The 21,697-nt window shown below is 49.7% G+C and carries 15 protein-coding genes; 12 read left to right on the forward strand and 3 right to left on the reverse strand.

Annotated elements, in window-relative coordinates:
• The first annotated feature begins 64 nt into the window (after positions 1-64).
• The 3 genes from FW415_RS15670 to FW415_RS15680 all read left to right on the forward strand — a co-directional run bounded on the left by FW415_RS15670 (position 65) and on the right by FW415_RS15680 (position 5,782).
• Positions 65-3,043: a TonB-dependent receptor gene (locus FW415_RS15670; protein ID WP_148386841.1), complete on the forward strand. Its 2,979-nt coding sequence runs from the start codon at positions 65-67 to the stop codon at positions 3,041-3,043.
• A 17-nt stretch (positions 3,044-3,060) separates the two neighbouring features.
• Positions 3,061-4,641 (forward strand): RagB/SusD family nutrient uptake outer membrane protein, encoded by a 1,581-nt coding sequence (locus tag FW415_RS15675; RefSeq protein WP_148386845.1) that lies wholly within the window; start codon positions 3,061-3,063, stop codon positions 4,639-4,641.
• Between the two features lie 157 nt (positions 4,642-4,798).
• Positions 4,799-5,782, forward strand: a complete 984-nt coding sequence (locus FW415_RS15680; RefSeq protein ID WP_148386848.1) for a hypothetical protein — start codon at positions 4,799-4,801, stop codon at positions 5,780-5,782.
• Positions 5,783-5,830: 48 nt separating this feature from the next.
• On the opposite strand, the gene FW415_RS15685 is transcribed toward FW415_RS15680, so the two are convergent.
• Entirely contained in the window at positions 5,831-6,901 is a 1,071-nt protein-coding gene (locus FW415_RS15685) for a hypothetical protein (protein ID WP_148386851.1), read from the reverse strand.
• A gap of 277 nt (positions 6,902-7,178) precedes the next feature.
• Between FW415_RS15685 and FW415_RS15690 the strand changes: the two genes are divergently transcribed.
• The 6 genes from FW415_RS15690 (at position 7,179) to FW415_RS15715 (ending at position 15,397) form a co-directional block, all read left to right on the forward strand.
• Positions 7,179-8,192, forward strand: coding sequence for a hypothetical protein (locus FW415_RS15690; RefSeq protein ID WP_148386855.1), 1,014 nt, complete (start codon positions 7,179-7,181; stop codon positions 8,190-8,192).
• A gap of 101 nt (positions 8,193-8,293) precedes the next feature.
• Positions 8,294-9,097, forward strand: a complete 804-nt coding sequence (locus FW415_RS15695) for an SDR family oxidoreductase (RefSeq protein ID WP_148386858.1) — start codon at positions 8,294-8,296, stop codon at positions 9,095-9,097.
• Complete coding sequence (locus FW415_RS15700; protein ID WP_148386861.1) at positions 9,090-10,076, forward strand: NAD-dependent epimerase/dehydratase family protein; 987 nt, start codon at positions 9,090-9,092, stop codon at positions 10,074-10,076. The genes FW415_RS15695 and FW415_RS15700 overlap by 8 nt, the downstream gene beginning before the upstream one ends.
• Complete coding sequence (locus tag FW415_RS15705) at positions 10,049-11,176, forward strand: sensor histidine kinase (protein ID WP_210420710.1); 1,128 nt, start codon at positions 10,049-10,051, stop codon at positions 11,174-11,176. Before FW415_RS15700 ends, FW415_RS15705 begins: the two co-directional genes overlap by 28 nt.
• A complete protein-coding gene (locus tag FW415_RS15710) occupies positions 11,173-11,931 on the forward strand; it encodes a LytTR family DNA-binding domain-containing protein (RefSeq protein WP_148386864.1) in 759 nt (252 codons plus the stop codon). Before FW415_RS15705 ends, FW415_RS15710 begins: the two co-directional genes overlap by 4 nt.
• A 127-nt stretch (positions 11,932-12,058) precedes the next feature.
• Positions 12,059-15,397 carry a ThuA domain-containing protein gene (locus tag FW415_RS15715; protein ID WP_148386867.1) on the forward strand — a complete coding sequence of 1,113 codons (3,339 nt, stop codon included), beginning with the start codon at positions 12,059-12,061 and terminating at the stop codon, positions 15,395-15,397.
• 146 nt (positions 15,398-15,543) lie between these two features.
• On the opposite strand, the gene FW415_RS15720 is transcribed toward FW415_RS15715, so the two are convergent.
• A complete protein-coding gene (locus FW415_RS15720) occupies positions 15,544-16,503 on the reverse strand; it encodes a phosphatidylinositol-specific phospholipase C (protein ID WP_148386871.1) in 960 nt (319 codons plus the stop codon).
• Between the two features lie 125 nt (positions 16,504-16,628).
• Here FW415_RS15720 and FW415_RS15725 point away from each other — a divergent pair, with 125 nt between their 5' ends.
• Entirely contained in the window at positions 16,629-17,096 is a 468-nt protein-coding gene (locus FW415_RS15725; protein WP_148386875.1) for a YhcH/YjgK/YiaL family protein, read from the forward strand.
• Here FW415_RS15725 and FW415_RS15730 read toward each other — a convergent pair.
• A complete protein-coding gene (locus FW415_RS15730) occupies positions 17,087-17,656 on the reverse strand; it encodes a hypothetical protein (RefSeq protein ID WP_148386879.1) in 570 nt (189 codons plus the stop codon). The genes FW415_RS15725 and FW415_RS15730 overlap by 10 nt on opposite strands.
• 55 nt (positions 17,657-17,711) lie before the next feature.
• Between FW415_RS15730 and FW415_RS15735 the strand changes: the two genes are divergently transcribed.
• Both FW415_RS15735 and FW415_RS15740 read left to right on the forward strand, forming a co-directional pair.
• On the forward strand, positions 17,712-18,206 hold the full coding sequence (locus tag FW415_RS15735; RefSeq protein WP_148386883.1) for a hypothetical protein: 495 nt from the start codon (positions 17,712-17,714) through the stop codon (positions 18,204-18,206).
• A gap of 480 nt (positions 18,207-18,686) precedes the next feature.
• Complete coding sequence (locus FW415_RS15740) at positions 18,687-21,665, forward strand: hypothetical protein (protein WP_148386887.1); 2,979 nt, start codon at positions 18,687-18,689, stop codon at positions 21,663-21,665.
• Positions 21,666-21,697: the final 32 nt, after the last annotated feature.

Raw genomic sequence — 21,697 nt, forward strand, 5'->3', positions numbered from 1 at the left:
GGACGTAATACTTAGTCTTTAAACCGCGGATATCCCATTTTATAACCAAAAAAACTACTCGCTTATGAAACCTTTCATAAGGCAGATGGGCATACTATGCCTGTTATTGATTTCCACATGCATTTATGGCGGCATCCCCGCCATCCCCGTTTCCGGCACTGTCACCGATAAAGAAAGCGGTGACCCTATACCTGGCGTATCCGTTCGTATAAAAGGCGGATCTGCGGGAACGGTAACTGATAACAAAGGTCGTTTTTCGCTGGAAGTCCCGGACAGCGAAAGCATACTGGTGATCACCTTTACCGGTTATGCCACAAGAGAGCTGGCGGTGGGCAATCAGACCAGTTTGCTGATCACCCTGGAAGCCGAAACCAAGGGGCTGGACGAAGTGGTGGTAATAGGCTACGGCAAGCAGCGCAAAGGCGATGTGACCAGCGCTGTGGCCAGCGTAAAACAGGAGGATTTTGTAAAAGGCTTCGCGCGTGATGCGGGGCAGCTGATACAGGGCAAAGTGGCGGGGCTGGCAGTGGTCACCAGCAGTGGCGATCCCAATAGCCAGACGCAGATCTCCCTGCGGGGAAACAGCACGCTGCTGTCTTCCACACAACCGCTTGTATTGATAGATGGTATCCCGGGCGCACTGAATACTGTGGCGCCGGAAGATATTGAGTCGATAGACGTGCTGAAAGACGGCTCCGCTGCCGCGATCTACGGCACAAGAGGCACGAACGGCGTTGTGCTCATCACTACGAAGAAGAAGGGCGCACAGGCGGCGACCATTACCTATGATGGCTATGTGAGCGTACAAAGTATTGCCCGTAAAATGGAGTTCCTGGATGCGGATGACTACCGCCGCCTGATCCAGGAAGGATTTTTTGTACCAACAGCCAGCGAGAAATATGACTACGGTACCTCCACGGACTGGCTGAAAGAGATCACCCGCACACCCGTCAGCCATACGCATAACCTTTCCCTGCAGGGTGGTAACGGGCAGACCAACTATGTGGCCACGATCAATTACCGGGAATGGGAAGGCCTCTTCAAACGTTCCAATAACGAACAGCTCACCGGCCGGGCAGACATCAATCATACCATGCTCGATGGCAGGCTGAAGTTCAATCTCGGCGTGATCGGCCGCAACCGAAAATATTTTGCGGCTCCGAACTATGCGTACATCTACCGGCAGGCGATCATCCGCAATCCGACGGACAGCGTGTACACTTTCGATGGCAAATGGCGGGAAGATCTCAATGCCTATAATTACGACAACCCCGTGCGCCCGATCGAGGAAGTGGAAGGAGAGGACCGTGTGACGGAAATGCGCTATAATGCCAATGTGATCTTTTCCCCCATCCGTGATTTCAATATCAAATTACTATTGTCCAGCGTGAAGACCTCCTCGGTTTCAGGGTATTTTGAATCCTTCGATCACAAGGCTTCCGAACTGAGCCGGCGCAGGGGCTATGCTTCCCGCGGTACATGGCTTTTCCGCGACAACCTGCTGGAATTGACGGGCGATTATTCCAGAACGATACAACGGCACAAGTTCACCGTGCTCGGCGGTTACAGCTGGCAGGACGTGACGAATGAGGGCTTTTCGATGTACAATTCCGACTTTCCTACGGAACTGTACACCTACAACCGGCTGCAATCCGGTGACCAGCTGAGATTGCAGACGGCCGGCGCACAGGGATCGGGCATGTCCAGCTACAAGAACAATCACAAGCTGATCGGCTTTTTCGGCCGGTTGAATTATTCCTGGGATGACCGTTACCTGCTGATGCTTACCATGCGTCATGAAGGCTCTTCCAAGTTCGGGCGTAACTATAAATGGGGCACTTTCCCCGCTATCTCCGCAGGCTGGCGCATCAGCAAGGAATCTTTCCTGGCCGGCAGCAGCTTTGTGGATGATCTGAAGGTCCGGGCCGGCTTCGGTGTTACCGGTACAGTACCGGGTGATCCCTATCTGTCGCTCATCAGCCTGAACTACGACGGTGCCAGCCGTTTCCTGTACAACGGCAACTGGATACAGCCGCTGGTGCCCGTGCGGAACCCCAATCCGGACCTGCGCTGGGAGAAAAAGGAAGAATACAATTTCGGGCTGGACTTTGCGGTGTGGCGCCGGATAAACGGCAGCATCGATCTCTATCAGCGCGATACCAGGGACATGCTGTACAACTTCCCCGTGCCGGTTCCGCCCAACCTTTTCGGGTCCACCATCGCCAACGCAGGCAGAATGAGGAACCGGGGGATAGAGATATTGCTGAATTATGATATCATCCGGACGAAGGACTTCAACCTGAGCAGCAACATTACCTGGGCCTACAACAAGAACACCCTGTTGTCCATTTCCAATGATCTGTACAAGACCACCAATAATTTCTTCTTTACCGGCCATACCGGTGAACCCATCCAGGTGACCACCCACAAAGTGGAAGTAGGGCAACCGGTCGGTGATTTTTACGGTTACAAATCCATCGATATCGATGATGACGGCAAATGGATCATTGAAGGGGAAGACGGCAAGCCGAAACCGATAGATGACGCGCAACCGGATGACCGGAAGGTGCTGGGCAACGGTATTCCCAAACATACCGCAGGCTGGAACCTGGCGGTACGGTATAAGAAACTGGACCTGTCCATCAACATGCGCGGGCAGTTCGGCTACCAGATACTGAATTATCAGCGGATGTATTACGAAAACCCCACCATCAAGCAATACAATATGCTGAAATCCGCGTTCGACAATGTGTATGGCAAACGGCAGCTGAATAACCCGCTGGCTTATGTTTCCTACTACATCGAGGACGGTGATCACTGGAAAGTAGATAATGTGACTTTGGGGTATAACCTGAATGTGGGCGGCTCGAAATACTTCCGGCAGGCCAGAGTGTATGCGTCGGCGTTAAACCTGCTGGTACTGACCGGTTACAAAGGCATCGATCCGGAAGTAAGCCGGCTGGGCCTCGAACCCGGCAACGATTCCCGGGATAAATACCCCACCACGCGTACGTTCACATTAGGTGTCAATTTTACTCTTTAACCTGAAAAGCTATTATTATGAGGATAACATATTTTATGACAGCGCTGTTGCTGGTGTTCGGCAGCTGCACCAATCTGGATGAGGAAGTGTACGATCAGGTGCTGGAGACATCCTTCAATCCATCTGAAAGCGACCTGCCCGCGATCCTGGCGCCTGCATATACAGTTATGCGCGGTATGTATGCGGGGTGGCAGGGGAACTTTGACCTGCAGGAAGAACCGGCAGATGTGATCGTAACACCTAATCGTCCGAATGGCTGGTACGATGCCGGTACATATCACCGCATGCACAAACACGAATGGCCGGCGAACCAGTGGCAGCCGCAGAACGTGTGGAATCACTGTTTCTCGGGCATCAACAATGCCAACCGGATCATTTACCAGATAGAGTCCGGCTCCATTCCTATCGCCAACGGCAAGGAAAATGTGATTGCCGAGCTGAAAGCGGTGCGGGCGTTCTATTATTCGATATTGGTGGATACGCATGGCAATGTGCCTATCGTTACGGATTTCACCAATGTGGAACTGCCCTCGCAAAGCACCCGTCAGCAGGTATTCGATTTTGTGGAACAGGAGCTGCTGGATAATATGGACCTGTTGAGCACAGATGTAAGCAAAGCTACCTACGGGCGCCTGAACAGGTGGGTGGCCAAAGCGATCCTGGCGCGGCATTACCTCAACGCGGAGGTTTATACCGGCACACCGCAGTGGGACAAATGCATCGCGCAATGCGATGATATTGCCGCCAGCGGGAAATACATCCTGGAACCAGCCTATAAAACGAGTTTCCTGACCAATAACGAAAACTCGAAGGAGCTCATTTTTGCGGTGCCGTATGATGAGATCTTCGCTACGCAGAATATTATTCACTGCAAGACCCTGGCTACCGCGCACGTTAATGTGCTGAACCTCGCCGCAGCCATGTGGGGCGGTAACTGTGCCGTACCGCAGTTCATCGATACCTACGATCCCGATGATACCCGTCTGAAAGATACCTGGATCATGGGGCCGCAATATAGCGTGACTACCGGCGCATTGATACTGACCTATACGAAGAATGTACCGAGTATTGAAGGAACAGATTATTTTGATGGCTACCGTATCGGTAAATTCGAGATCAAACCTGGCGCGAGGGGAGGCCTCAGTACAGATTACCCGATCTTCCGCTTTGCGGATATAAAGATGATGAAAGCGGAATGCCTGCTGCGCAAAGGTCTTGCTAATGATGCCGCGCTGCTGGTGTCTGAAGTAAGGCAGCGCGCGTTTGCTGCTACCGAGCCCGACAAGGCCACCGTTACCGGCGCGCAGCTGTTGCAGGGGAGTGTTTATCAATACGGTTACTGGCAGCCCAATGGTACGGTGGCGAGTCCGGAAGGTGGTGCGGACATCCAGTACGGCCGCTTTTATGATGAGCTGGGATGGGAGTTTGCCGCGGAAGGGCATCGCCGGATGGATATGATCCGGTTCGGGGTATTTTCCCGGAAGACCTGGTACAATCACCGGCCGAAGAACGATGGTAAAACCCGGACGCTGTTCCCTATCCCGCAGGCGGAACTGGATAAGAACCCGAACCTTGATCAGAACGATGATTATAAATAGTTGAGCGTGTAGCTGTACCGAAGTTAATTGGCTTCAGTACAGCTACATATTTCAATCTGTATTAAATTATTTTTGATCGTTATAATATAGAAAATTTTAACTATATCTTTTTCGGGTTTTGCTATCTTGCGGCAGAATTAATCAAACCCGTTGCCTGATGAGATCAACATTGCTGCTGCTGACCCTTTCCTTCACGTTAGCTATTTCATGTAATAAAAAGGATAAAGAAACCCCTGATCCTCTGGAGCCGCCGGCTTCCGGAGAAACGGTGCGTACGCGGTTGCGGTTGACGGGGGATATTCTGGCAACAGAATCGCCATTGCCGAATGGGCGGTTGGTGAATGATGTGGAAGGGTATGCGAGAGAGTTGAGGGATAGTACGTTGTATAGCGTGTTATTGCAAGAGCATACGTCATGGGGATACTGGCAGACAACCTCCTGTGGCTTATTCAATAACCGGGATTCGCTTGCTATAGATCTCCCGGTTGAAGGTGAATTCAGGATCATTGTTCAGGTTTATAAACGGGGGACAGGTCCGGGCTTATATTATACCTGGAAGAACGGAGCGCAGTATTTTGATGAACCTATAAACAATACGCTTGACAACCGGATGAATAATGGCAATAAGACGAGGGATACCATGTGGGGTTTCCGCTTGTTTGATCCCCTTGATTCAGCCAATTATCTGGGTCTCGTAGGCTACGGTGAGGCGGATGGTTATCGGGGAGAAACAACAGTGACCGCCACCGGTACACCTTCGATCATTTCGCTGGATATGAAAAGAATGTCGTTCGGGGTTCAGTTCAGCGCCGCTAATTTCACTTCCGGTAAGCTGCATGCGAGTTCCGGGAATGGCGGAATACATCCTAAAAGTGTAACACCGGAGAATATTGATGATCAGCATTTCATTTTTTTGGCAAATGAGTTCGCAACGCAGGATTCTACTTACGGGCCGCTTAATGTAAAAATAACTTGGGAAAAGCCGGACGGCAGCATGGTGCCTATAGGCGAGAAATCGATCACATTCAAAAGGAACGTCCTCACAAAGATACAGGTGACGATCCCCAATACCGGCAGATCAATCATTGATCCCGTGATCACGGAAACGGAATGGTCCGGTACGGAGACGGTGGAATTTTAGTTTGAGGGAATACAGGATGCCGTTTAGTTCCGACATCCTGTACGGATGCTATTTGATCTGATTTTCAAGATCCTGTATTTTTTGTTTCATCAGTTTCATGTCTTCATTCATCTTGATGATGTAGAGTGTCTGCTCTTCTATTTTTTGCAGCAATTTCCTGTTCATTTCTCCGAGGTCTATACCCTCTTCGTTTACTTCTGCAGCAGAAGGCATATCCGGCAGATGCTTATGAAGTTTGATGAAAGTATTCACCTCGTCCAGCGACGGTAGTTGAAAACCGTCTTCAAATACATAGTCCGGCCAGGCGCCAAATGTTTTTACTTTTACTTTGGTGAATATACCGCTGCCGTTGACTGCCAATTTATAACCCTTTGTATCCGTTGTGCCGATACCAACGGAGCCATTGCCCTTCACCATCAGATAATTCTGTCCATACGAATTGATGGCAAGCAGGTTGTTATTGACCAGTTTTGCACCGGCTTTATTTCTTCCATCAATGATCACTGCTGCCACAGCAGTATCAGCCGTAATGGGCACAATATCCTCAGCCTCTCCGATCAGGTAGAGACCAAAGGGCCTTCCTGGCGCATGAGAACGGGAAATTAACCCTGGTATAAAAAGACCCGTTGAAGCCGTGATGTTCCGGATGTCTACATACCCGTTTGCAGGGAGAACATTGGATTGTGTAAACCTGGCTATAGGGATTCCCTGCGGAGCATTCACATGAAATTTTGCTTCAGGTGCGGCAGTGCCAATGCCAAGGTATCCGTTGGAACGTTGGATCGTCAGCGCTGTATAAAGATAACTCCCTGTATCCCCATACCCCCAGATGGAAAAGTTCGAACCGGCATTACCGGAACTTTCAACGCCGGAAAGGCCAATATTCCATCGCCTTGCTGTAATCTCAAAATCAGTTGTGTGCAGACTGATGTGACCCACACCGGAAGCATGTGTACCGGCAGCAGTAAAAAACCGTGAGGCGCGTCCGTCCCCGGATATCGTGAAATTGGCGCTTCCCTGTACCGGGGTCAGTTGGTTATTGATGTAGGATTGCGCATTCACGGTATTCATATTCAGCAGGAATGTGGCAGTAAGCGGGAAAAGGGATAAGATCTTCATGTTTGTGATTTGTTAGACTAGTGTCTGGGTTAGATATTCTCTGTTTTGGGCATTCTTCAAAATACATATTTGTTGATAAACCATATCATTTCTTTCAAATATTTAAAACGTTTTGCCCTCTGTTGAAAATGCTGAACCATAAGGTTTAGACTAACAGCATTGCTACATATCCTAATGAATTTTAAATTGTTTTTTATTGATATAATATAGATTTTTTCTGCCATATCTTTTTTTTGTTTTGCTATCTTGCGGCGGAATTAATCAAACCCGTTGCCTGATGAGATCAACATTGCTGCTGCTGACCCTTTCCTTCACGTTAGCTATTTCATGTAATAAAAAGGATAAAGAGACCCCTGATCCTGTGGAGCCGCCGGCTTCCGGAGAAACGGTGCGTACGCGGTTACGGTTGACGGGGGATATTCTGGCAACAGAATCGCCGTTGCCGAATGGGCGGTTGGTGAATGATGTGGAGGGGTATGCGAGAGAGTTGAGGGATAGTACGTTGTATGGGGTGATATTGAAAGGGCATGTCAATACCGAATATGGTGTGCGAATGGTTACGATTTCCAGAGGGCTGTTTAATAACGCAGATTCTCTGGTTATAGATTTGCCAGTTGAAGGGGACTTTACAATTATTACGTATGTCTATAAGCGGGGTACAGGTACGGGGCTTTATTATACCTGGCAAAATGGTGAGCAATATTTTGACTGGCCGATCTATACAACGCTCCGCAACCGTATGGATAGCAGTGGGCCGATCATAGAACACTACAATACGATCATGGATACGTTATCCCATTTCTACCTGTTTGACCCGCTTGATTCTACCAAGCAACTGGCATACCAGGATTGTAGTGAAATAGATGCTTATCGCGGGCAGACTACTATTTCGGCTACAGGGGCTCCTGCTATCATCTCGCTGAATATGAAAAGAATGTCCTTCGGCCTTCAGTTCAGCGCATCTAACTTTACTTCGGGTAAGCTGCATGCTGAGTTTCCGGCCGGTGTCATGTACCCGGAAAGTGTAACGCCAGCGGATATTAATAATCAATACTTCATTTATACAACGGAAGAATTCAAAACGCGGGACTCAATCTATTGGCCGCTTAATGTAAAAATGACCTGGGAAAAGCCGGACGGCAGCATGGTGCCTATAGGCGAGAAATCCATCACATTCAAAAGGAACGTTCTCACAAAAATACACGTAACGATCCCCAATACAGGCAGATCAATCATTGATCCGGTGATCACGGAAACGGAATGGTCCGGTACGGAGACGGTGGAGTTTTAGGCAACTACTGCCGGTAATTATCCCAACAACTCAACCCCCAAATCCGCCAATTCACCAGAAATTCGGCGGTAATCCCGGCCATATGTAGCAATATTGCAGGTATGAAACCGGGAACCAAAAATACCTGCACGCTCATCACCGGCGCCAGCTCCGGCCTTGGAAGGGAATTTGCCATCCAGTGTGCCAGACTGGGCCACAATCTGCTGCTCATCGCCCTGCCGGGCGGGAATGCAACCTCCATCGCCCGTCATCTGGCTTCGGCCTTCGGCATCAGGGCGGAAGTGTTCGAGTTCGATCTGACGGATAATGCGGCGCTGCAATCGCATATCGATCATATCACCGCACATTTTGAAGTAGATTTCCTGATCAATAACGCGGGCATGGGCGGCACTTCCGCCATGATGAGCACCACCGTGGAGAAGATCGACCAGATCATTCAGCTGAATGTAAGAAGCACAGCATTGATCACCCGCCTGCTGATCCCGCATCTGCTGCGGAACCCGCGGAGTTATATCATGAACATTTCCAGCATGGCGGCTTTTACGCCCATTGCCTATAAAACGGTATATCCTGCCTCCAAAGCATTCATTTCCTCTTTTTCCCTCGGCCTGCGGGAAGAGTTTGCCGGCACCGGGCTGTCCGTCAGTGTAGTGTATCCCGGTCCCATTATGACCAATTCCAATGCTACAAGGCGCATCATCAGCCAGGGGTTGAAAGGAAAGATGGGCCTGCTGTCCACCCCAGCGATTGCGGAAATTGCGTTGCGCAGAACATTGCAAGGGCAGCCGGTGATCATTCCGGGGTGGATGAACCGGATCAGCCACTTCTGCATGCATCTGCTGCCAATGGAAATGAAACTGAGGATCGTATCCCGCGAAGTAAAAAAGGAGATACGGTATGCATAAGGTACTGGTGACAGGCGGCAACGGCTTTCTAGGCTCCAATCTCACCCGCGAGCTTTACCGTCTGGGTTACGACGTGCGGGTACTGGTACGTCCGAATGCGGACCTGAAGGGGATAGCGGATATCCCCTGCGAGATCTTCCGCGGGCATATCGACTGCGAAGCGGATGTGTTTCAGGCCGTGGAGGGGTGTGACCTGGTGATCCATGCTGCCTCTGTAACGGAACAATGGTCGGTGGCCTACGGGGAATATGAAAGGATCAATTTCACCGGTACGCAACACATTGTACACGCCTGCCTGGCCTGCAAGGTTACCCGGCTGGTGCATGTGAGTACGGCCAACACTATCGGTCCGGGCACTAAATTAAACCCCGGTACGGAACTGAACGGGTTCACGCTGTTCCATGCCAATTCCGGTTACATCAATACCAAATACCTTGCACAGCAATATGTGCTGGAGCAGGTGGAGCGGAGAGGGCTGCCCGCGGTGGTGGTCAATCCCACATTCATGATCGGTCCCAATGACGTGAAACCCAGCTCAGGCAAGCTGCTGTTGCATGGGCTGAAGAGAAAAATTGTCTTTTACCCACCCGGCGGAAAAAATTTCGTTTATATTCATGATGTTTGCCAGGGGATCATCAATGCCCTGCATAAAGGGGAGACTGGTAATTGTTACCTGCTGGCAGGCCAGAACCTCAGTTATCGCGAATTTTTTGCACTGGTCAACCGGCTGGAGAACCGTTCCGCATGGCTGATCGGGGTCCCGGGTTTCGTGCTGAGCGCGGCTGGCCTGGCCGGCGCACTCGGAAAACTCCTGACGGGGAAAGGCGGAAAACTGAATCCATCCACTGCCTATATGCTGTGCCTGGACAATTACTACTCCGGCAGGAAAGCAGCGGCTGAACTGTCCCTCCAATATACGCCGGTGGAGGAGGCCGTCCGTAAAGCATTGTCATGGTTCAAAGAACACAACTATTACTGATGAACGAAGAACAGTCTGACAACCCACGCAACGAATTCCTGATAAGGTTGCCCGAGAGCCGCTGGTTCCGCTACCTGTCCAGGATCGTTATTCTGTATATATTCAGTTTGATCTTCAAATCCTTCGACCTTACGTTCATCAACAGGGTAGGGGAATCTGCATTTCGTTCGCATGTATTCAGCCTTTATTATGTGTTGCTGGGCCTGCTGGTATGGGAAGGAGCTGCCTGGCTGACCCGTACGGTGGAGAAAAAGGCTGCAAAAAGCACGATATTCATTCGCCTGCTGTTCATCTGCTCCTCGCTGGTCGTGTATGGTCTGATGGCATCTTTCCTTTTCGGTTTCGTATATGCGGTAACGGATATCTGGTTGTATAAGGAGTACGATGCCTGGATAAGTTTCACCTCCCTGAGTTATGATCTGATCTTCGGCACCTTCCTGTTCTATGTGATCGCCGTTTGTTTTAACGGCATTATATTGTATTACAAGCGATGGAAGGAATACCAGGTGCAGACGGAAAGGCTCATGCGGGAGAACATCCAGGCGAAGTACGATGCCCTGCGCAACCAGATAGAGCCGCATTTTTTCTTCAATTCGCTCAGTGTGCTCACCAACCTTGTTTATAAAAGCGCGGACCTTTCGGCGGAATATATTACCCAGCTTGCCAAGATCTACCGCTACATTCTGGACAAGAAATTCGAGAACCTGGTGAGTATCAGAACAGAGCTGGATTTCCTGGAATCCTACCTGTTCCTGATCAGCATCCGGCATCAGCAAAGTATCGTATTCTCGGAGGAGATCAGCCCGCAGGTGAAGGAGAAGGGGATGATCCCGCCCGCCACCCTGCAAATGCTGGTGGAGAACGCCATCAAGCATAACCGTTTTTCTTCCAACGATCCTTTACACATCACCCTGAAAAGCGAAGGCGATTTTCTGCTCATCAGCAATCCGCTGAGAAGGAAAACCGTCAGGGAAGTATCTCCGGGCATAGGGTTGGACAATATCCGCAAACGTTATGAGCTGGCCAGCAGCCGCTCCATAGCGGTCGAAGAATCGCCGGATCATTTTATTGTAAAGATCCCAATCATTCCTGCATCATGAGAATAGCAATATTTGAAGACGAGGTACACAACAGCGAAAGGCTGATCCGTTTACTGAAGCAATGTGATGTAGCGGTTGACGTGACCGCTGTTATCAGTTCCGTGGCCGAAGGTGTAAAATGGCTGGAGGAACGGCATCCGGTGGACCTGATCCTCATGGATATCCAGCTGTCGGATGGCAATTGTTTCGAGTTGTTCGACCAGGCGGAGGTCAAAATACCGGTGATCTTTACCACCGCCTATGACAACTTTGCCCTGCAGGCATTCAAGGTCAACAGCATCGACTATCTGCTGAAGCCCATAGAGCTGAAAGAGCTGCGCCGGGCGCTCAGCAAATACGAAACGTTCCGGCCGTCCACCGCGCCGGGCATCGATATTGCAAAGATCGCGGATGAATTCCTGCGCCGGAACAGCACCCGTTTTATCGGCAAGATCAACAACCAGCTGGTATATGTTAAAGCGCAGGATATTGCCTACCTGCAGTTCGTAAAAGGTATCACCTATGCCACTACTACTGCCGGTCAGCGTATCCCCCTGGATTACTCGCTGGACCAGATAGAGCGGTTGCTGGACAAAAACCTGTTCTTCCGCATCAACCGCCAGTTCATCATCCAGCTGGATACTATCCGCAAGATCACTACTTATTACAACAGCCGCCTCATCCTGCAGCTTCAGCCCGCTGTAGAGATGGACGTGATCATCAGCCGGGAAAGGGTGGCGGACTTCAAAAGCTGGCTGGAAGGGAAGGGGCTTTGATGATGGTATATTCACTAAGATGATGGAATATTCACGGGTAGTAAAAAAAAATGATGAAATAGGCTATAAAAACCCCCGGTTATTCTATTATTTTTGATGCCTTCAATCAAAAATACCAGTGGACCTTATGCTCAAGCGCTTCAAGTTTCTCACCGTACTGGCCGTATTGTCAGTTTTCATTTTGCAGGCCTGCTCAGACAGCACACCCCGCATCCTTGTTTTTACCAAAACCAAAGGCTGGCATCACAGCTCTATCCGGGCCGGCGCAGCAGCCCTCTCCGAACTGGGGAAAGCCAACGGCTTCCGGGTAGATACCACAGATGATGCATCTGTATTTACCGAAAGCAAACTCAAAAGATACCGGGCCGTAGTATTCCTGAACACCACCGGCAATGTGCTTAACGGCGACCAGCAGGTGGCCTTTGAACGGTACATCCAGGCCGGCGGCGGTTTTGTGGGCATTCACGCCGCAGCGGACACGGAGTATGGCTGGCCCTGGTACAATAAACTGGTCGGCGCCTATTTCAAAAGCCATCCGCAGGACCCGAATGTGCGCAAGGCCACCATCATGGTAAAAGACACTTCATTTATCGCCATGAAAGGCCTGCCGGAGCGCTGGGAACGTACCGATGAATGGTATAATTACCGCAGTATTCACGGCGGCATCAAGGTACTGGCTACGCTGGATGAAAATACCTATGATGGCGGGGATAACGGTGATAACCACCCGATTGCCTGGTATCACGAATACGATGGCGGAAGGGCTTTTTATACCGGCGGTGGCCACACCGATGAGAGTTATGCCGAACCGCTTTTCCTGCAGCATATTCTCGGCGGCATCCAATATGCCATGGGAGACGGCCAGCCGCTGGACTACACAAAGGCATACGCGGTGAAAACACCGGAGGATAACCGTTTTACCAAAACGATCCTCTCCAACGACCTGAACGAACCGATGGAACTGGCCGTGGCGCCGGACGGGAGCGTGTATTTTATTGAGCGCAGCGGCAAATTCTTCCGGTACGATCCGGCAAGCGGCGAGACTAAAGTCGTATATACGTTCCCGGTAATGCCGGATACGAAAGAAGGGTTCGGTAACGGCCTGCTGGGTCTCACTATCGATCCGCAGTTCGAAAAGAACAACTACGTCTATGTCTTTTATACACCGGCGAAACAGCCGGCGGAGCAGTACGTGTCCCGCTTCAGACTGGCGGGGAAAGACTCTCTTGACCTCAGCTCCGAAAAGGTGCTGATCAAAATCCCCATCGAGCTGGAAGTCAGCGCCCACACCGGCGGTTCGCTGGAATGGGATGCGAACGGCAACCTGTTCATTTCTACCGGGGATAATACAGTGCCCTTTGCCTCCAACGGTTATGCGCCCATCGATACGATTCCCGGCCGCATTACTTTCGATGGGCAAAGGTCCGCCGGCAACACGAACGACCTTCGCGGCAAAGTGCTGCGCATTCACCCGGAGGCAGACGGCAGCTATACCATTCCGGCCGGCAACCTCTTCCCGGAAGGTACCACCGGCACCCGCCCGGAGATCTATGCCATGGGCTGCCGCAATCCTTATCGCATTTCGGTGGACCAGGCTACGGGTATCCTGTACTGGGGGGAGATTGGTCCGGATGCCGGAGAGGATGGAGACCAGGGGCCGCGTGGGTATGACGAGATCAACCAGGCGCGCAAACCCGGCAATTATGGCTGGCCTTACCTCGTTGGGGACAACAAGGCGTACCATGCATATGATTTTGCCACCAAAAAGCTGGGACCGCTTTTCGATCCGGCCGCATTGAAAAACCCTTCGCCCTATAATACCGGCCTGAAGGATCTGCCCCCGGCGCAAAAAGCGATGATCTGGTACCCTTACGACCTGTCCGCCGAGTTTCCCGAAATAGGCGCGGGCGGCCGCTCTGCCATGGCCGGGCCTGTTTATCATTTCAACAAGTCCCTGCAATCTGACACCAAATTGCCGGAATACTACGACAATGCCCTGTTCATCTACGACTGGATGCGCAACTGGGTGTTTGCCGTGCGGCTGGATGAACAGTACAACTACCGCCGGATGGAGCCCTTCATGTCTTCCAACGGTGATTTCCGCCGGCCGATAGACATGGCCATCGGTCCGGATGGCGATATGTATATGCTGGAATACGGCTCCGTTTACGGTATTGATAATGTGGATGCCCGCCTGGTGAAGATCACCTATAACGGCGGCAACCGCGTGCCGGTAGCAAAGATCACCAGCAGCGATACCGTTGGCACCGCTCCGCTGAAGGTCAGCCTGAGCAGCAGCGCCAGTTATGATTTTGATGAAGACGATCAATTGACATACGAATGGTATTTTGAGGGTGATAAAGTTTCATCCCGCGAAGCCAGTCCTGTTCATACTTTCTCCGCCAACGGTCTGCATAAGGTGGTGCTGAAAGTAACCGATCCTGCAGGAGCTTCCGATATGGATACCATCACCATCAATGTTGGCAATACGCTTCCGCAGGTGAAGATCAGCACGCCGGGCAACAGCACTTTCTTCTCCGACCGGTCTCCGCTGCAGTACAGCGTTGCGGTGACAGACAAGGAAGACGGGGAGATCAGCAAAGACCGCCTGATGGTTGCCTTGCAATACGTGCCGGAAGTAAAAGGCCAGTCGCAGTTGGGGCATCAGCAGGTCACCGTAGTGCCGCAAAGCGCAGGCAAACTGATGATGGAAGCCAGCGATTGCAAGGCTTGTCATCAGCTGGACAAACCCTCCGTAGGCCCTGCTTTCGTGGAAGTGGCCAAACGGTATAAAGGTGATAAGAATGCCGTGGCTTACCTGGCGGACAAGATCATCAAAGGTGGCGGCGGCGTATGGGGAGAGCATTCCATGGCCGCCCATCCGCAAATGCCGAAGGAAGATGCCGCGGAAATAGCCAGATATATCCTCTCCACCGGTGAACAGCAGGCCTCTGCAAGCCTGCCGCAGGAGGGAAGCCTTACGCTGAAAGATCATCTGTCCAAAGGCGCCAACGGCCGCTATGTGCTTTCCGCAACATACACCGATGGCGGCGGCAGCACTGTTCCGCTCAGCGCTGGCGATGTGCTGGTATTACGTGCTCAGCGCGTACAGGCAGAAGATGCGGATTCCATCCGTAACATCGGGCGCGCATCGCAACACCTCGGCTCCATTCACAACAAATCATTCTTCATGTTCCGGCAGATAGACCTGAAAGGCATCAGCAGCATTACCTACCGGTATTCTTCCCTGAACCGGGATGCGGTGCTGGAAGTGCATGCGGACCGTAAAGACGGCCCGGTGATCAGTACCCTGGAATACAAGGCTACAGGGGACTGGAACAGCTGGAAGGAAGTGACTGTCCCGGTGAAAGACCCCGGTGGCAAGCACGATCTTTACTTTGTGTTCCGGAAAGACCAGCAGCCTGATCAGCATATTTTTACGCTGGACTGGCTGGAGTTCAAATAAATAACGCAGATCATCCCGATAGGCAAAGAGCCTGTATCGCCTTGTTGATACAGGCTCTTTGTGTGAGGGTGCAATCCGTCTCCGGTCTGGCTATGTTCAGGCAGTGCATTCCTCTTTATCCGGCCGGAACGTTTGCGCGCCGGGCCCTAAAAATTCGTATCCACGATCAGCTGTGCCTTCCCGGCATCCGCAAAATCCATGGGAATAATGCCGTAGTGGCCGGAAGTATTGCTGGTAAAGTAAGTGGTAATACGCGGGTTGATGTTATTGGACACCGTTGTAATGCTCGGAATACCGAAGATCAGCGAACGGTAACCGCTGGTGAAATTGATATACAATGTGTTGCTGGAGCTGCCGTTGGCTTCGGTGAAAAGGTCGGTGATGCGGTTCCACTTCGCGTTATTGTCCGGCACAACATACTGGTCCTGCACGCGGAGGTTGGCATCCGGAGTGTTGATGCTGAACGTGGTATTGTCCGCCCAGCTGGTGGCAGCAATACCTTTGGGAGTGGAAGAAGCACCGAACCTTCTGAGGAGCACGATCTTGCCCCGTGCATCGCCGAGGGTTGGCACGGAAGCGGCGAGGCGCCATCTGCCCGGGTTCTGCTGCACATAACTGTCGAACGTCTGTTCAAAAGTTCTGCTGACATTTTCCGGATTGTGCTCTTCCTTTACGCACATCACGATGGTTTCGCCCGGGTGGGCGTTGAGGAAAGCAGTGCAGGCATTCAGCACATCCTGGAAGTTGAGGTTCTGGTAAATGGCGCCGTGATGGATGGTAAAGGCATTGTCGATGTGGCGGCAGCGGACATCCAGGAAGCGGATGCCGGCATCCAGTTGCTGGGCGATGGTAAGGTTCTGGCATTTGGCAGTGCCGGATATCGGCTCAAAACGCGCGCCTGCATCGTGGGTACCCGGAATAGAAAGCTGCGCGAGGCTAACGTTGTCCGGCAGGTCCGTCATCCAGCTGTTCAGCGCGGCGCTGGCCATCATTTCCGGGGCGGATTGTTTTTCATCGATTAAAACCGGTGCATTTTCCTGCACATTCTTGCGGCATGCAGCCAATAATGCGATGGCCGCAAAACAAAGAAGGGTTGTTCTTTTCATAGTGTTTTATTTGTTTAGAGATGTGGAAAACGGGTTCGGATATACGGGTTAAATTGTGTTCATGAAAATAAGACAGAATTTCGTGCTAATTCGATTTTCTCATTATCTTGTTGTTAAATTCATGTATGATCATCGATACACTTGCTAACGCGAACCGCTACCATTGCCTGGGACCCGCATTCATCAAAGCCTTCGGCTATCTACGCCAAACCGATTTCTCCGCACTGGAAAAAGGAAAGTATGCAATTGACGGGACAGATATTTTTGCTATTGTGAATGAATACGATACGGTGGACCCTTCCGGCGAACAGATGGAATCGCACAAAAAATACATCGACGTGCAATATATCGTAAAAGGGAAAGAACAGATGGGGCATGCCATCCTGAACGGCCAAACGCCATCCAGACCATATGACGAAGCCGCCGATTATATGCTCTTCGGTGAAAGGCCGTCGTTCTTCACAGCTTTTGAGGAAGGGATGTTTGCGATCTTTTTTCCTTCAGACCTGCATATGCCCAATCTCCATCCCGTCGCGCCGGACCGGGTCAGGAAGGTGGTGATCAAGATAGGGGTGCACCTGGCTCACCAGTAAAAATATATCCTCCCGATATCGATCAGTTTGAACAGGATGAACCAGATGATGAGGAACCCGTGAAAGGCCCGGCTGCTGCTGCGCATGCCTGCAATGCACAAGGCAATGTCTATCCCGTTTACAGCCAGATAATAAGGATAGCTTAAGGAATAGAAATACTCCAGTCCTTTCAGCAGGGTGTCCGCCACGTCCAGTAAATTGGTGATGGCCAGCAGCCCGAAGAACCATTTGCGGCGGGAGAAGAAATAGTCTTCATAACCCTTGTAATCCTTGATATCATCCGGGAAGAGCAGGGAGGCGAGGCCGTAGAAGGTGAGGATATAGCAGACGGTGAAGAAATATGCCGGAAAGGTCCAGTGCAGAATGCCCGCAAGTTTCCGTTCCCACCACCAGAAGAGCAGCAGTTCCAGGAAGATGAAGAAAGCGTACAGGAGATGTATCCAGTATGGTTTTACACGATGCGGATGCTGTATGAATTTTACAGCGGCTTTCAACAGGGTGGCAAGACTGAGGCTGAGGATCATGCCGAGGATGATCCGTATATGCGGAAATGCTTCCATAGCGATTTGGACTGGTTCCTATAAAGTTATCAGTTTTTTGTATTTTTTCACTTCAATGAGCACAACAACGTCACGGCACAGCGAATTGCTGTACGCCATAGAATTTCTCCGGCAAAACAGTGCCAATGCCAATATAAAACTGGATTACAGTCCAGCCAGCGTCAGGCAGCTGGACCGGATGTTTGATGAAGCGTTTGCGGAAGGGAAGCTCCGCAATCCGGAAAGCAGTTTTGCGAAGCAGCAGGGATTGATCCTGACAGGTGTAGCGGGATATCTGGCGGAGGTGGTGCTGCGGGCCACGGAGGCATCGGAATTGGTGATAGATCCGGAAGGCCGGGACTGGTATATGCGTTTCCGGGTGGTGGCCCGCAACGGTTGGCAGCTGCAGCCCGGGATGCGGGTGATCCGGCGGGTGCAGGAAGGGCGGGAGAAGGATCTTTATCATTATATCCTGACAGCGATCGACTATGCGCGGCGGCCGGAAGGAGGCCCCGGAGAGATAGAATCGCTGACATTGCGCGGGAACCGGTCCTGGTGGAAATTCTGGTAAATTGGCTTGCAATCAGTTTATTATCAATATCTTGTATATAAAATCGGAAATAACTATAAAAAAGGGATAATCGTGCTACTTTTATAGGCAAAGGGAAGTTATTTTTGCGCGACATCTGAACCCACGGCGTTATGAGAATACCGCTTCACTATCTCCAGTTAGCATCATAGAAACAAAAACTTACTGCGTTGAATATATTTCCCGGCGGCGCGCTGTCGAACCTGCCAAAGGGAAAGAATATCAGCGCATCATGTGTCACCGGCGACACGCGGGAGAGCGTTGTGGGGATTGGCAGGAGCTGCGCGGGCTATGGCAGCACTGGATGGAGGACGTGGGAGGCCCTTCATCCTTCCGGTTTCAGCCCAATGAAAAATAGAAGCCGTCCGGTTGGACGGCTTCTTTGCTTGGGGGGATTTGGAACGAAATTTCCTTGCCCCCTTGACTTTTTATTTTATATTGCGAACTGTTTAAAGTTAGCCTATGTACATTAATGCTCTCTATGCCTATAGTTCCTCAAACTCTACAAAGGAATTAATCATTTTTAGCACCTTGAAGCGATGCTCAGGAATTTTGCTGCTGGTAATTTTGGCTTTTACGCCGGTGTTTGGACAGCATGAAGATAAAGTAATGGTGTCGTTGCCATCACCAAATAATCTGGCCAATGCCCTTAATCAAAATGTCAATGTTGATTTTTATAAAGGCCAGCCGCAGGTTAATCTCCCACTCTATACGCTGGAATCTGCGGGTTTGTCTGTTCCTGTCAGCTTATCTTACAAAGCCTCGGGAATAAAGCTGCATGACTACGCATCTTTTGTTGGCATGAATTGGAGCTTACAGGCGGGTGGGTCCATTATCAGGATTGTAAGAGGTATACCAGATGAATTTGCCAATGGATATATCGGGAAAAACAATACTGGCGCAGAGATCAATTCGGAAGCCCATACACCCGCAACAAGAGCAACAAAGATCGCAAACGGAGAGTGGGACGGAGAACCAGACCTTTTCATACTTACCACTCCATACGAATCTGCTTCATTTGTTTTCGATGAAAATAAGATACCTGTATTCACGCAACCAACAAAGATGACCGTAACGATGCTGCGACCAAATGGGCCTGATGATTTTGTGAATATACATTGGCAGGTCGTAGATGAAAGAGGAACTACGTTCATATTTGGAAATAGCACCGGTTCCAGAGAGACCGTGGATGGAGCTACTCCCTATATCTCTGCTTGGTATCTTAACTCTATGCAAAGCTTCAATAAGACTGACGAGATAACTTTCCTTTATATCGCTGGTTCGGATATTACGACTTACAGGTACGCAAAAGTCAAGATTAACTATACAAACTCCTGTGGATCTGCGCCACCTCCTACGATTGTGGAAAATAGTAATCCGGTTACTTACAAGGCCCCTAAATATCTGTATCAGGTCATTGGCAAACAAGGTAAAATTATCTTTAATTACACTGCTGACAGGCTCGACCTAACCAGTGCTTACAGATTGGTAAGTATGGATCTCTATGGAGGAAATTCGCTTTTGAAGCGAATTCTACTAAGACATGACTATATACGAACACCCAGTTCAAATAGTGATCTTAACAGGTTGTCGTTGAAAGATATATATATAATAGGGTATGATTTGAGTGCATCAATGAAATTGTATGGATTCAAGTACTACAATAACCCGCTTATCACGTTTCCTGCAAGAAACAGCGGGTCTTTTGATCACTGGGGGTATCATAACAATAATACTGCCGCCACGCCATATCCACCAGAAGCTAACAAAGAGCCTGACTTGGAAAAGACCAAACAATTTTCCCTGTCAGAAATAGAGTATGGTATTGGAGGGAAGACTTTATTTGAATATGAATTAAACATGTACTTTGACGATGCCCTTCAGATGAATCGTTACGCTGGCGGACTGAGAGTGAAGTCTATCAGCGAGATCGATAATGAAGGAAAGGCTTTTCTTAAACAATTTCAATATACAACGGAGGACGGAAAGTCTTCCGGGCAGCATTTCCTGAGGAACTTCAAATATAGCAAGGTAACGACAAATTTTATATTCCCCAGTAATTGCACGGTTTCAGGAGAAGGTGTTTACAACACTGTTTTATTTAATCAGTTTGACCTTACCGGTGTTGCTTTGGGGTATTCAAGGGTTAAAGTTATCAATCCCGATGGAGGCTCGGAAATCTATCGTTATCACAATTTTTCAGATTACCCTGATGATTTTTCTATAAGTAATGCTTCTTTGGGAACTACTTATTCAATTGATAATTTCAGGCAGTTTGGTTATCCAACATCCTATGCGTATAAAAGAGGATTATTGTATAATAAGTCTCTTGTTAATGCAGCAGGAAATACGGTGCAGGAAACAATTTACGAATACCAGTCGTTAGCTGCGGAACAACGCAAGGCCCGTGGCGTAAGTATAACCTTGGAGTTTACCTGGGTTGGCGGTCAACGCTGGTATCAGACAGTTTATTATCACGTTAGGGATATCTTCAGGATGGTTAAAGAAACCGAACGGACGTATAGTATGGAGAATCCATCAGCCTTTTTGACTGCAGAAAAGAGTTATTCATACAGCCCTGATGGGACACTTTTAAGAGAAGTTATCCATAATACATCAAAGGGCTTGAATTATTCACAGAAATATTACTATCCGGCAAACAGAGATGAAATTAACGAACTTGCTTCCGGAGAATATGCTGCTTGTGGAAACATGTTAAATCAGGTCATCCCGATAAGAGAGGAGAAAATCTCATATGGTGGAAACAAAGAAATCCATCACTATAGCTATGGAATTATAACAGGGGTACAGCAGGAACCCAAAACGCTTCTTACCGGAAAACAATTCTCCCTGAATGGTTCACCATTCCGACAGGAAATGCTGTATGCCTATGATTTATCTACCGGTTTTGTAGAGTCTGAGCGATCAAATGATGGGGTGGTGAAAACCTATATCTACGGTCCATATAGCTTATTGAAAGCAGAGATTACGAATGCCGTAAAATCTGAAGTATTTTATGAGAACTTTGAAAGCCATCATCAAAGTGCAGGTGCCGGGGGAGCTCATACAGGAGCCTTTTATTATCCCGTACTTTCCTACCAGATTAATTTTGTGCGCCCCAATCAACGCAGCTATAAGCTATCCTACAACCGTCGGGTAAATAATAAATGGGAATACATTGAGACAAATTATACGACCGATAACTTGGTGCTAACAGAGTCATATCCAATTGATGATGTTCGGGTTTTTCCTGCAGATGCAGCTATGACTACTTATACGCACTATCCCTTGGTGGGGTTATCTTCAAAATGTGGCCCCAATAACGAATTAATGTATTACGACTACGATGTGTTCAGACGGTTGAAAGTTGTAAGAGACAGGTACAGGAATGTATTGACCCGATATGATTATAAGGATGCCTGCAATTGTCCCCTTCCATAATAAAAGCTTTACTGAACTGGTAAAAAACATTA

The sequence above is a fragment of the Chitinophaga sp. XS-30 genome, from assembly GCF_008086345.1.
Lineage (GTDB): Bacteria > Bacteroidota > Bacteroidia > Chitinophagales > Chitinophagaceae > Chitinophaga.

Excerpts from the sequence above, each read along its gene's own strand:
- FW415_RS15700 (WP_148386861.1), top strand. The coding sequence starts at position 9,090 with ATGCATAAGGTACTGGTGACAGGCGGCAACGGCTTTCTAGGCTCCAAT.
- FW415_RS15680 (WP_148386848.1), top strand. The coding sequence starts at position 4,799 with ATGAGATCAACATTGCTGCTGCTGACCCTTTCCTTCACGTTAGCTATT.
- FW415_RS15685 (WP_148386851.1), bottom strand. The coding sequence starts at position 6,901 with ATGAAGATCTTATCCCTTTTCCCGCTTACTGCCACATTCCTGCTGAAT.
- FW415_RS15725 (WP_148386875.1), top strand. The coding sequence starts at position 16,629 with ATGATCATCGATACACTTGCTAACGCGAACCGCTACCATTGCCTGGGA.
- FW415_RS15720 (WP_148386871.1), bottom strand. The coding sequence starts at position 16,503 with ATGAAAAGAACAACCCTTCTTTGTTTTGCGGCCATCGCATTATTGGCT.
- FW415_RS15705 (WP_210420710.1), top strand. The coding sequence starts at position 10,049 with ATGGTTCAAAGAACACAACTATTACTGATGAACGAAGAACAGTCTGAC.
- FW415_RS15695 (WP_148386858.1), top strand. The coding sequence starts at position 8,294 with ATGAAACCGGGAACCAAAAATACCTGCACGCTCATCACCGGCGCCAGC.
- FW415_RS15710 (WP_148386864.1), top strand. The coding sequence starts at position 11,173 with ATGAGAATAGCAATATTTGAAGACGAGGTACACAACAGCGAAAGGCTG.
- FW415_RS15730 (WP_148386879.1), bottom strand. The coding sequence starts at position 17,656 with ATGGAAGCATTTCCGCATATACGGATCATCCTCGGCATGATCCTCAGC.
- FW415_RS15675 (WP_148386845.1), top strand. The coding sequence starts at position 3,061 with ATGAGGATAACATATTTTATGACAGCGCTGTTGCTGGTGTTCGGCAGC.
- FW415_RS15690 (WP_148386855.1), top strand. The coding sequence starts at position 7,179 with ATGAGATCAACATTGCTGCTGCTGACCCTTTCCTTCACGTTAGCTATT.
- FW415_RS15740 (WP_148386887.1), top strand. The coding sequence starts at position 18,687 with ATGTACATTAATGCTCTCTATGCCTATAGTTCCTCAAACTCTACAAAG.
- FW415_RS15715 (WP_148386867.1), top strand. The coding sequence starts at position 12,059 with ATGCTCAAGCGCTTCAAGTTTCTCACCGTACTGGCCGTATTGTCAGTT.
- FW415_RS15735 (WP_148386883.1), top strand. The coding sequence starts at position 17,712 with ATGAGCACAACAACGTCACGGCACAGCGAATTGCTGTACGCCATAGAA.
- FW415_RS15670 (WP_148386841.1), top strand. The coding sequence starts at position 65 with ATGAAACCTTTCATAAGGCAGATGGGCATACTATGCCTGTTATTGATT.